At 70.0% G+C, this 13,299-nt stretch carries 13 protein-coding genes and 1 pseudogene; 9 read left to right on the plus strand and 5 right to left on the minus strand.

Features of this window, described 5'->3' with window-relative positions; translation table 11 throughout:
- Positions 1-479 precede the first annotated feature (479 nt).
- Positions 480-1,736: an MFS transporter gene (locus AB0F72_RS16405; protein ID WP_360431079.1), complete on the minus strand. Its 1,257-nt coding sequence runs from the start codon at positions 1,734-1,736 to the stop codon at positions 480-482.
- A 113-nt stretch (positions 1,737-1,849) separates the two neighbouring features.
- On the opposite strand from AB0F72_RS16405, the gene AB0F72_RS16410 reads away from it, so the two are divergent.
- Positions 1,850-2,599 (plus strand): phosphoglyceromutase, encoded by a 750-nt coding sequence (locus tag AB0F72_RS16410; protein WP_360431082.1) that lies wholly within the window; start codon positions 1,850-1,852, stop codon positions 2,597-2,599.
- Positions 2,600-2,677: 78 nt separating this feature from the next.
- On the opposite strand, the gene phoU is transcribed toward AB0F72_RS16410, so the two are convergent.
- Positions 2,678-3,331, minus strand: a complete 654-nt coding sequence (gene phoU / locus AB0F72_RS16415; RefSeq protein WP_360431085.1) for a phosphate signaling complex protein PhoU — start codon at positions 3,329-3,331, stop codon at positions 2,678-2,680.
- Between the two features lie 198 nt (positions 3,332-3,529).
- Between phoU and AB0F72_RS16420 the strand changes: the two genes are divergently transcribed.
- Both AB0F72_RS16420 and AB0F72_RS16425 read left to right on the plus strand, forming a co-directional pair.
- Entirely contained in the window at positions 3,530-4,810 is a 1,281-nt protein-coding gene (locus AB0F72_RS16420) for an ATP-binding protein (protein ID WP_360431089.1), read from the plus strand.
- Between the two features lie 74 nt (positions 4,811-4,884).
- Positions 4,885-5,568 (plus strand): response regulator transcription factor, encoded by a 684-nt coding sequence (locus tag AB0F72_RS16425; protein WP_014447701.1) that lies wholly within the window; start codon positions 4,885-4,887, stop codon positions 5,566-5,568.
- Positions 5,569-5,762: 194 nt separating this feature from the next.
- On the opposite strand, the gene AB0F72_RS16430 is transcribed toward AB0F72_RS16425, so the two are convergent.
- Positions 5,763-6,590, minus strand: coding sequence for a hypothetical protein (locus AB0F72_RS16430; protein WP_360431092.1), 828 nt, complete (start codon positions 6,588-6,590; stop codon positions 5,763-5,765).
- Positions 6,591-6,674: 84 nt separating this feature from the next.
- On the opposite strand from AB0F72_RS16430, the gene AB0F72_RS16435 reads away from it, so the two are divergent.
- Positions 6,675-7,490, plus strand: coding sequence for a sugar phosphate isomerase/epimerase (locus AB0F72_RS16435; protein WP_360431095.1), 816 nt, complete (start codon positions 6,675-6,677; stop codon positions 7,488-7,490).
- A gap of 114 nt (positions 7,491-7,604) precedes the next feature.
- On the opposite strand, the gene AB0F72_RS16440 is transcribed toward AB0F72_RS16435, so the two are convergent.
- A complete protein-coding gene (locus AB0F72_RS16440; protein ID WP_360431098.1) occupies positions 7,605-8,138 on the minus strand; it encodes a CGNR zinc finger domain-containing protein in 534 nt (177 codons plus the stop codon).
- Between the two features lie 87 nt (positions 8,139-8,225).
- Here AB0F72_RS16440 and AB0F72_RS16445 point away from each other — a divergent pair, with 87 nt between their 5' ends.
- The 5 genes from AB0F72_RS16445 to AB0F72_RS16465 all read left to right on the plus strand — a co-directional run bounded on the left by AB0F72_RS16445 (position 8,226) and on the right by AB0F72_RS16465 (position 11,949).
- The gene (locus AB0F72_RS16445; protein ID WP_360431101.1) at positions 8,226-9,125 is read left to right on the plus strand and encodes a proline dehydrogenase family protein; all 900 of its coding nucleotides are present in this window, start codon (positions 8,226-8,228) and stop codon (positions 9,123-9,125) included.
- Between the two features lie 164 nt (positions 9,126-9,289).
- Complete coding sequence (locus AB0F72_RS16450; RefSeq protein ID WP_014447695.1) at positions 9,290-9,502, plus strand: helix-turn-helix domain-containing protein; 213 nt, start codon at positions 9,290-9,292, stop codon at positions 9,500-9,502.
- Between the two features lie 186 nt (positions 9,503-9,688).
- On the plus strand, positions 9,689-9,790 hold the full coding sequence (locus AB0F72_RS16455) for an AURKAIP1/COX24 domain-containing protein (RefSeq protein WP_007465623.1): 102 nt from the start codon (positions 9,689-9,691) through the stop codon (positions 9,788-9,790).
- Between the two features lie 78 nt (positions 9,791-9,868).
- A complete protein-coding gene (locus AB0F72_RS16460; RefSeq protein WP_360431104.1) occupies positions 9,869-10,960 on the plus strand; it encodes an NAD-dependent epimerase/dehydratase family protein in 1,092 nt (363 codons plus the stop codon).
- Positions 10,957-11,949: a lysophospholipid acyltransferase family protein gene (locus tag AB0F72_RS16465; protein WP_360431107.1), complete on the plus strand. Its 993-nt coding sequence runs from the start codon at positions 10,957-10,959 to the stop codon at positions 11,947-11,949. Before AB0F72_RS16460 ends, AB0F72_RS16465 begins: the two co-directional genes overlap by 4 nt.
- A 469-nt stretch (positions 11,950-12,418) precedes the next feature.
- On the opposite strand, the pseudogene AB0F72_RS16470 reads toward AB0F72_RS16465, so the two are convergent.
- Positions 12,419-13,261 (minus strand): annotated as a pseudogene (locus tag AB0F72_RS16470) (DUF5667 domain-containing protein); the annotation flags it as partial.
- Positions 13,262-13,299 lie beyond the last annotated feature (38 nt).

The following is a 13,299-nucleotide window of genomic DNA, read 5'->3' on the forward strand; positions in this document are numbered from 1 at the left end:
GGCGTTCCCCGGATAGTTGATCTAGGCGGAGTATATGCGGATCGACCGATCGCGCGGATCACCCCGAGGTGAACTCTGTCTATCTCCGGAGGGCAATTTGTTCGATGCCGGAGAGCCCGGAAGAGTGATTGGCGGATCGTCCGATCGGTTGGTTGTTGGTTTCTGTGACGGTCGGAACACATGTCGACACAGAAACGGGTTGTGAGGCTTGACTGCCCCAACTAGCGTGGTCGATGGACGCCGAGCCGTCAGTTCGGGGAACGGGTCGATCAGCAATGATCGCCGCGGATCGGCGTTTGGGGACGGGTGGCATGAGCCGTTGGGGGACGGCGCGACCCGAGACCGGCGGTTAGTGCGGGCGGCGCCTATGGGGATGGGTGTCGTCCGCCGCCGCCGGTGCTTTTGTTTATGGCCCGTTCACATGTTTTCGCGGGTCGGCTATCGGATAATAAAGACCGTCCGATGTGTTCAGTGTGCCCTCAGGCGGTCGCTGTCGCGGTCAATTCCCGCTCGGCGAGCGCGATCTCTTCCGTGCGCCGCAGAGCCGTCCGCCGGGCGCGCGCCGGGCCGGAGAGAAGTTGTCCCACTGAGGCGAGCGCGCAAAGTCCGAAACAGCCCACCCACAGCACGGCATCGCCGCCCTTCTGCAGCACCAGTCCGCCGAGAATCGGGGCGAGCGCCGTTCCGATCGACCAGGACAGCGAGTTCAATCCCTGGTAACGGCCGCGGAGATGGGGTGGCGCGAGGGCCGCGACGGTGGCCGCGTTGCTGGGCGACTGGAGCATCTCGCCGAGCGTCCAGACGACCACGGTGAGCGCGAAGACCCAGGCGGTGTCGGCGATCGCGACCAGCCCGAACCCGACGCCGATGATCAGGCCGGCGAGCGCGAGGACCCGCGCGCTGTCCCTGCCCTCGATCAGCTTGGGCACGAACAGCTGGCCGAGAACGATCAGCACCCCGTTGACCGCGATCACCGCGCCGTAGGTGGCGGCCGTGAGCCCGTCGGCCAGCATGGTGAGCGGCAGTGTCGTCGAGTGCTGCAGGATCACCAGCACCGACGCGAGGCTGAGCAGCAGGTAGACGAGGAACACCCGGTCGCGCAGGGCGGTGCCCATGCCGCCGGCCGGGACGGCAGCCCCGGGGGTACGGGTCCGAGCCGGCCTGGTCTCGGCCAGGAAGATCGCCGTGATGATCGCGGTGAGGCAGGTCGTCCCCGCGTCGACCACGAAGAGCAGCAGGTAGTCGAACTGTGCCGCGAACCCGGCCGCGACCGCCGCCAGCGCGAAGCCCAGGTTGATCGCCCAGTAGTTCAGCGAGTACGCCCGTACCCGATCGTGTTCCGGCACGACGTCGACCATCATCGCGGAGAACGCCGGCCGCACTCCTTCGGAGAACATGCCGAGCAGGAACGTGACGGTGGCGATCTGCCAGTAGGTGTGCGCGAACCCGAGCGTGAGCATCAGCGCGGAAGCGCCGAACTGCGCGGTCAGCATGGTGGGCCGGCGTCCCCAGCGGTCGGCCAGGACGCCGCCGGTCATCGTGCCGATCGCGCCGCCGACGCCGTAACAGCCGAGCACCAGGCCGGCCTGGCTCTGCGTGAAGTGCCGGTCGCTGGTGAGGTAGATGCTGAGGAACAGCACCACGAACGACCCGACTCGGTTGATCAGCGTCCCGGTCCAGAGGAACCAGAACTGCCGGGGCAGTCCGCCCGCGGCTTGCCGTAACCAACCGGACACGTCGCCCCCGTAAGTAGTGATCTAGTTCTGTTCCCTTACAACGTAGGAGGCCGCGCAACCGACTTTCCAGCCCTCGTGATCCGTCAGACAGCGACTGGGGGGAAGATGAGGGCATGACTGGAACCCTGGTGCTGCTGCGACACGGCAACAGCGAGTGGAACGCCAAGAACCTCTTCACCGGCTGGGTCGACGTGGACCTGGACGCCAAGGGTGAGGACGAGGCCCGTCGCGGTGGCGAGCTGCTCAAGGAGCAGAACGTGCTGCCCGACGTGGTGCACACCAGCCTGCTCCGTCGCGCGATCCGGACCAGCGAGATCGCGCTGCACCTCACCGACCGCCACTGGATCCCGGTGAAGCGGTCGTGGCGGCTGAACGAGCGCCACTACGGCGCGCTGCAGGGCAAGGACAAGAAGCAGACCCTCGAGGCGTACGGCGAGGAGCAGTTCATGCTCTGGCGCCGGTCGTACGACGTCCCCCCGCCCCCGATCGAGGACGGCTCCGAGTTCTCCCAGTTCGGCGACGCGCGGTACGCGAGCCTCCCGCCCGAGCTGCTGCCGAAGGCCGAGTGCCTGAAGGACGTCCTGGAGCGGGCCCTGCCCTACTGGTACGACGAGATCGTCCCGGACCTGCGCGCCGGCAAGACGGTCCTGGTCGCCGCGCACGGCAACTCGCTGCGCGCGATCGTGAAGCACCTGGACAAGATCTCCGACGAGGCGATCGCCAAGCTGAACATCCCGACCGGCATCCCGCTGCGCTACGACCTGGACGACAACCTGCGCCCGACCAACCCGGGCGGCGAGTACCTCGACCCGGTCGCCGCGAAGGAAGCCGCCGCCGCGGTGGCGAACCAGGGCAAGAAGTAACGACCGACGACGGAGGCCGGGACACCCCCGTGGTGTCCCGGCCTCCGGATCCGGCGCCCTGCGAAGGCGCGGATCGATTCAGTTCTGTCCGGCCGGGCTCTCGCCGGTGACCAGGTAGATCACGTGCTCGCCGATGTTCACGGCGTGGTCGGCGTACCGCTCGTAGAACCGGCCCAGCAGAGCGCCGTCGATGGCGGTCTCCGCGCCGTACGGCCAGTCGTCGGCCAGCATGATCTTGAAGAGGTGCCGCTCGGCGTCGTCGATCGCGTCGTCGTCCGACTCCAGTTCGGCGGCGAGCGCCACGTCGGGCTTGCCGAGCAGCGTGATCAGCTTCTCGGCCATCCGGTCGGCCACGTCCGCCATCTGCTGGAACGTCGGGCGCAGCTCGGCCGGCACGGCCGGCGACGGGTGCCGGCGGGCCGCGGTCTTCGCCACGTGCTCGGCCAGGTCGCCCATCCGCTCCAGGTCGGCGGAGATGTGCAGGGCGGTGATCACTCGCCGCAGGTCACTCGCGACCGGCGCCTGCCGGGCGATGGTGTCGGCGACCTTGACCTCGACCTGCTCGTAGATCTTGTCGACGTCAGCGTCCCGCTCGATCACGGCCTCGGCGGCCTTGAGGTCGGCGGTCAGCAGCGCGGTCGTCGCCTTGCGCAGGGCGGCGCGGACCGCTTCTGCCATGGTCACCAAAAGACGGCCAACCTCGACGAGGTCGGCCTGGTACTCCTCGCGCATGTCTGTAATCCCGGTGCTCCTCAGGGCCGGCCCGAGGTTCGGGCGGCCGGTTGTGATGCCCACGCTATGGGTGACCGGCGGCGCCAACGTGAACAGCGGTGAACGACGCCAGGCGTAGTGGTGAACATTATTCGACGTCGGCCCGATTTGTACTTTTGGCCCTGTAGCCCAGGTAAACAATGACCCTACGATCGCAGCGTGGAATGGAAGTACGCCGTCGGCCTCATCCTGCTCGCGCTCGCCGTCGGTGTCGGGGCGGGCCTGATTCTGGCCCGGGTCCGCCGGCTGGGCGAGACGGCCCCCGAGGGGCCGCTGGAGGGGAGCGCCGCCATCGAACCGGACGAGGACCGCCCGGCAGGTAAGAACGGGATGAAAGGGCTCGGCCGGAAGAGTCTCGACTCGCTGCGGGTCGGTGTCGTCGTCCTCGACTCGGACGATCACCCCGTGCTGGTGAACCCGGCAGCCCGGGCGATGGGACTGCTGCGCTCCGGTGGCGCGCCCGGCACGATCGCCGCGCACCCCATCCTCCGTACCCTGGCGGGCCAGGTGCGACGCACGGGCGTGCGTCGCGAGGTGGAGCTCGACCTGCCCCGAGGCCGCGCCGGCGGTACGCAGGCCCCGCTCGGACTGCACCTGCGGGCCGTCGCCCTGAACTCCACGCACGTCGCGGTCGAGGCCGCCGACGTGACCGAGTCGCACCGGCTGGCCCGCGTCCGCCGTGACTTCGTGGCCAACGTGAGCCACGAGCTGAAAACCCCGATCGGCGCTCTGCAGCTGCTGGCCGAGGCGCTGCTGGACGCCACCCAGCTGCCCGACTCGGCGCCCGAGGCGCAGTCCGAGGACCTGATCGCGGCACGCCGGTTCGCCGAGCGCATCCACCACGAGTCGGCCCGGATGGGCCGGCTGGTCAGCGAGTTGCTCGAGCTCAGCCGCCTGCAGGGGGCCGAGCCGCTGCCGGACCCGGAGCCGGTCCCGCTGGACTGGGTGATCGCCGAGGTGGTGGACCGGACCCGCACCACGTCGTCGGCCAAGAACATCGAGGTCGTCTATGACGGCCCGAAGGGCGCCATGGCGTACGGTAACGACAGCCAGATCGCCACCGCCGTCACCAATCTCGTGGAGAACGCGATCGCGTACTCCGGCGAGGACACCAAGGTCTCGCTCACCATGCGGCAGAGCGACGACTGGATCGAGATCGACGTCGCCGATCAGGGCATCGGCATCGCTCCGCAGGACGTCGACCGGATCTTCGAGCGGTTCTACCGTGCTGATCAGGCGCGGTCCCGCTCCACCGGTGGCACCGGCCTCGGCCTGGCCATCGTCAAGCACATCGCCACCAACCACGGTGGTCGTGTCGACGTCACCAGCGCCCTCGGCGACGGCTCTACGTTCACCCTGCGCCTACCCGCGCGTCCCCCGGAAGCCCCCTCGCCGTCACCGACGGCGATTGAGATCGAGTCTGGTGTGGCCGGGCGCTGAGTCTTCCGGGCGGCTCCGCCGCAACACCCGGAAAACCCAGATATGCCCTGCCACCGACGACGGAAGGAACCACATTGGCCCGCGTGCTCGTGGTCGAGGACGAGGAGTCGTTCTCCGACGCACTGTCGTACATGCTGCGTAAAGAGGGTTTCGAGGTGTCGGTCGCCGCGACCGGGACCTCCGCCCTCACGCAGTTCGACCGGACCGGTGCCGACATCGTGCTGCTCGACCTCATGCTGCCGGAGATGTCCGGCACCGAGGTCTGCCGCCAGCTGCGGCAGCGCTCGGCCGTCCCGATCATCATGGTCACCGCCCGGGACAGCGAGATCGACAAGGTTGTCGGCCTGGAGATCGGTGCGGACGACTACGTCACCAAGCCGTACTCGCCGCGTGAGCTGGTCGCCCGGATCCGTGCCGTGCTGCGCCGGCAGGGCACCGAGGCCGCCGAGGTGACCACTCCGACGCTCGCCGCCGGACCGGTCCGGATGGACGTGGAACGCCACGTGGTCACCGTCGACGGCGCCGGCGTCCAGTTGCCGCTCAAGGAGTTCGAGCTGCTCGAGCTGCTGCTCCGCAACGCCGGCCGGGTCCTCACCCGGGGCCAGCTGATCGACCGCGTCTGGGGTGCCGATTACGTCGGCGACACCAAGACCCTGGACGTCCACGTCAAGCGCCTGCGCTCCAAGGTCGAACCCGAGCCGTCGGCCCCGCGCTACATCGTCACGGTGCGCGGCCTCGGCTACAAGTTCGAACCCTAGAGATCTTTCGAGGGTACGGACCAGGCCCTCCCGCCGAACCCGACCCGTCCCCAGGAGTCCGCGCGATCAGCTGCCCGCCCCGGGCCGCTGCGCGGCCGCCGGGGACGGGCGGGTGGTCCCGCTGCGCCCCGTTCCGTGCGTCCCCGGCGTGCCACCCCGCACCCGTGCGGCGGCGTCTGCCGGGACCTGCTCGGCTAGGCGTTGCGGGGGGAGGCCGGCTCGCGGCCGCCGCGCTTCTTCGGGGCGGTGGCCAGGGCGGTTGCCGGGTGGATGGCGATCAGGCCGGACTTCAGGCGGGCCGCGCAGAGCTCGGCGAGTTTCTCGTACGCCGCGTCGCCGATGAGCGCGGTCAGCTCCGGGCCGTAGGTGACGTACATCGGCTCGGTGCCGACGTGTGCGTCCGGTGACGACGTGCACCACCAGGAGAGGTCGTGGCCGCCCGGACCCCAGCCGCGGCGGTCGAACTCGGTCAAAGTGGACTGCAGGAGCTTCGCGCCGTCGGCTCGTGTGATCCAGTCCTGTTCCCGGCGGACCGGCAGCTGCCAGCAGACGTCCGGCTTGTAGACGAGCGGATGCACGCCGTCCCGCAGCGCCTGGGCGTGCAGCGCGCAGCCGCCCCCGGCCGGGAAGTCCGCGTCGTTGAGGAACACGCACGGCCCGTCACCGGATCGGGTGGCAGTACGCCGTGCGGGTTTGGTTCCGTCGACGGAATCCATCTCGGTGTAATTCTTGAACCCCCGCCGGTGGTGCTGCCACGTCTCCGGAGTGAGTTTCGCGGCGGCCGCTTTCACCCGGTTCTCGTCGTCCGCGTCGGTGAAGAACGCGCCGTGCGAACAGCAGCCGTCCTCGGCCCGGCCCGGCAGGATGCCCCGGCAGGCAGAGCCGAAAACGCAGGTCCAGCGGGAGAGCAGCCAGGTAAGGTCGGCGCGGACGAGGTGCTGCTCGTCGGCGGGATCGAGGAATTCGATCCACTCGCGAGGGAAGTCGAGCGGGACCTCGGCGGGCGGCTGCGTGCGGCTCATCCGGCTCAGCGTACGCCCAATGGTGGACCCTGACCGTTTAGAGGTGATATATCCGTGCGTGCCGGACGAGGCTACCCTTGAACCGTGAGTTCCCGCGTTCCCGTGCTTCTCTCCAGCTCGTCGGTCTTCCCGGAGCCGACTGCGGCCGCGTTCGAAATGGCGGCCACGGTGGGTTACGACGGCCTCGAGGTCATGGTCTGGACCGACGCTGTCAGCCAGGACGCCGGCGCCCTGAAGGGGCTGGCCGATCACTACGACGTTCCGGTGCTCTCGGTCCACGCGCCCTGTCTGCTGGTCACCCAGCGGGTGTGGAGCTCCGACCCGTGGGAGCGGCTGGCGAAAGCCGCTGAGCTGGCCGAGACGCTCGGCGCGCCCACCGTCGTGGTGCACCCGCCGTTCAGCTGGCAGCGCGACTACGCCCGCAACTTCGCCGAGGGCCTGGAGCAGGTGCGCAGCCGGCACCCCGACCTGTCCTTCGCGATCGAGAACATGTTCCCGGTGAAGATGGCCGGCCGCTGGTTCGTGCCGTACACGCCGGGCTGGGACCCCACCGAGACCGGCTTCGACGCCTACACGCTGGACCTGTCGCACTGCGCGGCGTCCCGGATCGACGCCCTCGAGATGGCCGACAGGATGGGCGCCGGCCTGAAACACGTGCACCTCGGCGACGGCACCGGCGAGGGCCGCGACGAGCACCTGGTCCCCGGGCGGGGCAACCAGCCCTGCGCCGAACTGCTCCGGAGCCTGGCCGGCCGAGGCTTCACCGGCTCCGTGGCACTGGAGATCAATACCCGCAAGGCCTCCAGCCGGGCCGCCCGGGAGGCCGACTTGCGGGAGGCGCTGGAGTTCGCGCGCCGCCACCTGGCTCCCGCCGCCACGACACTGACCAACCCCCGCTAACCCCGCCGTCCCTTCCACGATCTGCCGATGCACGCGTCTTCGCCGACATCGCCAAGATCGCGCGGCGGCGCGGCGGCGCGGCGGCGCGGCGGCGCGGTGGGGGGCAGGCGGCGTTTAGGCGGGGGTCAGGGCTGCCCGTTTGCGGGCCCGGTGGGCGGCCACGTGGGAGCGGGTCGCGCAGCGCTCCGAGCAGAAGCGCCGGCAGTTGTTCGACGACGTGTCCAGATAGACGTTGCCGCAGCGCTCGTCGGCGCAGATGCCGAAGCGGGCGCTGCCGTACTCGCAGAGCCACACCGCGAGGCCCCACGCCGCGCCCGCCAGGTATTCCGCGCTGACCGACGAACCCCGGCTGGCCACGTGCATGTGCCAGTCGCTGGCGTCGTGCCCGGAGATGCGTGGCTGCACCGGGTACGCCTCGAGCATCGTGTTCAGCTCGCGCACCGCCTCGGAGTCGCGCCCGGACGTGCCGTACTCGAAGACCTCGCGCAGCCGGCGCTGTGCGCGGCGGAACACGGCGAGGTCTTTCTCGACGACCTGGTCTCGCATGTAGCCCTGCTCGCCGGAGAACAAGGCACGCAACCCGGCGAGATCGTCCAGTCCGGCGTTGACGAGGTCGACTGCCGTCCGGGCGTACGCATCGAAGTTCACCCGACAACGGTAGCCGCAGGTTGGCGCGTAGGGCATGTATGAAGCGCGGCGACGTTTGCCGGCCTGCCCGGAGGTTACCCTCGGCACATGCTCCGTTCCCTCTTTCTCGCGGCGGCCGGCTCGTCCCGGCTCGAGCGTCTGGTCGAGTCAGCACCTGTCAGCAAGGGATTCGTGCGGCGGTTCATCGCCGGCAGCGCCGGTGACGCCTTGCGGGTGAGCCGGGAACTCGCCGACGACGGTCTGGCCGTGACGCTGGACCACCTGAGGGAGGACACCCGGACGGCGGAGCAGGCGGCGGCGGTCCGCCAGGAGTACGTGACGATCCTGGGCCGGCTGCGCGAGGCCGGCCTGACGCCGGCGGCCGAGGTGAGCCTGAAGCTGTCCGCGCTGGGTCAGCGGATCGACGAGAAACTGGCGCTGGAGCACGCGCACGCGATCTGTGCGGCAGCGGCGGAGGCCGGCACCACGGTGACGCTGGACGCCGAGGATCACACCACCACCGACGCGATGTTCGAGACGCTGCTGGAGCTGCGCCGCGACTTCCCGGAGACCGGCGCGACGCTGCAGGCGCATCTGCGGCGGACCGAGGGGGACTGCCGGGAGCTGGCGACGGCGGGTTCGCGGGTCCGGCTCTGCAAGGGGGCGTACGCGGAACCGGAGTCGGTGGCGTTCCAGTCGGCGCTCGACGTCGACAAGTCGTTCGTGCGCTGCCTCAACATCCTGATGTCGGGGGAGGGGTACCCGATGGTCGCGACGCACGACCCGCGGCTCATCGCGATCGGTGAGGACCGCGCCCGCTGGTTCGACAGGTCGACCGGGGAGTACGAGTTCCAGCTTCTGTACGGGGTGCGTCCCGACGAGCAGGCCCGTCTCGCCGCGGGCGGTCACACGGTCCGCGTGTACCTGCCGTACGGCGACCAGTGGTACGGCTACCTGATGCGCCGGATCGCCGAGCGTCCCGTCCGGGTTCTCACGTCGAAGAAGTGACGCTCCCCTGAAAGAAGTAACCCAACCGGGTCAAAACCTCGCAGATCCGGCGTGTCGGGCTTGACTTTTTGTGGGCATTTCACGGAACGCATCGCGTTGGTCACAGCTGTATCGATACCGTTCTGATGACACGCACGTGCCTGCGAAAGGATCGGTGCGACGAGATGACGGGTCCAGCCCAGACCGAGGAACGACTCTCGGAGGTACGGTTCCTGACGGTGGCCGAGGTGGCCGCGCTCATGCGGGTTTCCAAGATGACCGTCTACCGGCTCGTGCACGGCGGTGACCTCACCGCGGTGCGGGTCGGCCGCTCGTTCCGGGTGCCGGAGCACGCGGTACACGAATATCTTCGCGGCGCCTTCTCGCAGAGCGCCTGACGACCGGCCGCCCCCGGCGCCTGCCGGGGTCGTGTTGGCCCGTCGCGATCGTCCCGGTACGCTGGACCGGTTGGTTCCCGGGTCTGCGCGCCGATCGTGACGCCACGCTCCGGGTGCCGTCCAGTCCGGTACCGGCCGTGCCTTCGGGTCGTCGGTCCACCCACATGGTTTCGAGAGGCTTTTCGTATGGGCTCCGTGGTCAAGAAGCGCCGCAAGCGTATGGCGAAGAAGAAGCACCGCAAGCTGCTGCGCAAGACCCGCGTCCAGCGTCGCCGTCTCGGCAAGTGACGGACGGCCGGGCGGATCGCCCGGCCGCGACCGGATCTTGCCGACCCTGTCCCGAGGCTCGCATCGAGAGGTGCACCCGTGGTGACCTCACCGCCCAGCGTTGTCGTGGTCACCGGAGTCAGCCGTTATCTCGGCGCTCGGGTGGCCGCCCGCCTCGCAGCTGACCCACGGATCGATCGTGTCGTCGGCCTGGACCCGCATGACCCGCCCGCCGGCCTGCTCGGCCTGCTGGACGGTGTGGAGCGGATCCGGGCCGACGCGCGCGCGGCCACCGAGGCCATCGCCGATCTCGGCGCCGAGGCCGTCGTCCATCTGGCCGTGACGAGTGTGCCCGACGGCCGTCACGGTGGCCGGGCCGCGATGAAAGAACAGAACGTCATCGGCACCATGCAGGTGCTCGCGGCCGCCCAGGGCGCGCCCGGCCTGCGCAAACTCGTGGTGCGTTCCTCCACTGCGGCATACGGCGCCTCGTTCCGTGACCCGGCCGTCTTCACCGAGGACACCGAGCCCCGCGCCGTGCCGCGCGGGCCGTTCGCCCGGGACATCCTCGACATCGAGGGATACGTCCGGGGTTTCCGCCGGCGCCGCCCCGAGGTGGCCGCGACAGTGCTGCGCTTCGCCCCCATGATCAGCTCGACGGCCGAGACCTCGCTGACCCGATACTTCGCCCAGCCGGTCGTGCCGACCGTGCTCGGCCGTAACGCCCGCCTCCAGTTCGTGCACGTCGAGGACGCGCTGGAGATCCTGCACCGCTCGGTGATCGAGGACCATCCCGGCACGTTCAACGTCGCCGGCGCCGGTGTCCTGATGCTCGCCCAGGCGGTTCGCCGGGCCGGCCGGGTCGCCCTGCCGCTGCCCGAGTCGGCGCTCTCCACCGGCGCCTCGCTGCTGCGCAATCTCGGTGTCGAGCAGATCGGCCTGGACCAGATCGACCTCTTCGTGCACGGTCGGGTGGTGGACACCTCCCGTCTGATCCGTGAGTTCGGCTTCACCCCGCGCACCACCACTGCCGCGTTCGAGGAGTTCATCCAGGCACACGTGGCCGGTTCCACTCTCACCGCGGACCGTCTGGTCGCCGCCGAGCAGGCCCTTCTGGACGGCATCCGCCGGGTCCGGGCCGCGGCGGACGCCACGCCGGACCGGGTGCCGGTGGGAAGCGACCGGTCGTGAGCCAGGACGAGTACCGTCGTGACGCGCTGCCCGGACATGCCGAGTTCCAGTTGCCGAAACCGCCGCCGGTGCAGCGGGTGAACGGCAACCGGCCGATCCCGGAGGCCGTCCCGGTTCCCGATGCCCGGGACGCCGGTGCGGAGATCCCGGACGTCTGGGACCAGCGGCTGGCGAGCACGCTGGCCTTCCTGCGCCGCCGGCTGGCCGGGGCGTACGAAGTGGACGAGTTCGGCTTCGACCCGGAGCTCACCGACACGGTGTTCCAGCCGATCCTCAAGATCCTGTACCGGGACTGGTTCCGCACCGAGGTGCTCGGCATCGAGAACGTGCCGTCCGAGGGCGGCGGCCTGGTGGTCGGCAACCACTCCGGCACGATCGCGCTGGACGCGCTGATGCTCACCGTCGCGATGCGCGACAAGCATCCGAGCGAGCGACACCTGCGCCTGCTCGGCGCCGACCTGGTGTTCCGGATGCCGGTGATGAGCGAGCTGGCCCGTGCGGCCGGTGCGACGGTGGCCTGCAACCCGGACGCCGAGCGCCTGATGACCAGCGGGCAGTTGGTCGGCGTCTTCCCGGAGGGCTTCAAGGGCATCGGGAAACGCTTCTCCGAGCGTTACAAGCTGCAGCGGTTCGGCCGGGGCGGGTTCGTGTCGGCGGCTCTGCGCACCGGCACCCCGATCATTCCGGTGGCGATCGTCGGGGCCGAGGAGACGTACCCGATCCTGGCCGATCTGAAGCCGCTGGCCCGGCTGCTCGGCGTGCCGTACTTCCCGGTGACGCCGACGTTCCCGCTCCTCGGCCCGCTGGGTCTGGTGCCGCTGCCGAGCAAGTGGCTGATCCAGTTCTGCCCGCCGATTCCGACAGCGCATCTGACCGAGTTCGCCGACGACCCGCTGGTCGTCTACAACCTCGCCGACCAGGTCCGGGAGACGATCCAGGCCACCCTGCACGAGCTGCTGGAGAAGCGCCCGGACGCATTCGGTCCGTGACCGTCAAGTGACACATAGTCGCAGTCACTGGAATGAATCGCCCGGACCGACCTATAGTGACAGTTGAGGGGCGGCCCCGAAGTCGGTAACGACTTTCGGCACCGCCCCTCGCCAATGAGCTGGCTCAGAACAGGTCGTTCAGCAACCCGTCCAGCATCCCGCCGTCCGGCCCGTCGTCGAGGATGACCGGTGGGGTCGTCACCGGGACGGTGGGCGTGGGCGACGTCGCCCCGATCCTCGCCGGCGACTTCGACGGCGACGTGGTCGTCGGCGCCACCGTTCCCGGCACGGTCGCCGCGTCGCCGGTGTCGTCCGGCTTCGTGGTGATCACGCTCTTCGACGGTTTCGGTGTGGCGGCCTGGCCCTGCTGCTTGCTCGGCGACTTGCCGCCGGTGTGCCCGGGCTTCGGCTGCGCGGCCGGTCCGGCGGAGGCGTTGTCGTCCTCGCCGCCGCCACAGGTGCGCAGTTTCGGCCCGAGCTCGTCGGAGCCGCTCGGCGTGATCTTCTCGCAGTCGAGGCCGGTCCGCAGCCGATCGGTGCGGCCCGCCACGTCCTCCAGCAGCGCCAGCGACGCCGCGGCCCGGTCCCGGTTCGCCGGGGAGAGCTTGCCCAGGGCCGGGGCGAACACCTTGCGCTGCGCCACGACGAAACCGTCCAGCGTGGTCAGCGGCTTGGTGTCCTGATGGGAGACAGCGGACGTGTTGAGCAGCCGGACACCCTTGCGGGTGTCCGCGTCCATGTCTTCCAGCACCGTGCGGAACGCCGGGTCGCCGCCGTCCATGGAGACCGCCTCGGCCAGCCGGTTGCGGGCGAAGTCCAGCGAGAGCTGGCCCCGCGACACGTCCGATCCGGCGATCGCCAGCTGCGCCCGCTCGGTGGAGCGCTTGACGCCGTAGAGCGCGTCGCCGGGCGATGCGCTCTCACTCGCCGCGGAGATCCCGGAGACCGCCATCGCGCCGGCGGCGACACCGATCACGATCGCGCCCCGGGCCCGGATCCGGCGGCCGAAGAACGACCGCCGGCTTCCGGTCGTGTCGATGACGGGTTCGGCGTCGTCGATGGCGGTCCGGCCGATGCCGTCTCGCTCGGCCGTGGCGACCAGCATGGCGCGCAGGCCGACGCGGAACTCGGATTCGACCGGTGCGCCGGGCCGGGCCGCGCCGAGGCGGCTGCCGATGGCGACCAGCCGGTTGAGCTCCTCGTCGGCTTGCCCACGGGTGTGGTGCCGACGGGCGCCGCCGGCCTCGTCGAGTAGTTCCGCGAAGCGCTCGGCGCTCCGGCGGTCCAGGAATTCGAACTTCACCGTGGGCACCTCCCCTCGCTCGTGGCTGTCTCGCCGGCCTGCGGGCC

This window comes from Actinoplanes sp. NPDC023936, assembly GCF_040639325.1.
Lineage (GTDB): Bacteria > Actinomycetota > Actinomycetes > Mycobacteriales > Micromonosporaceae > Actinoplanes.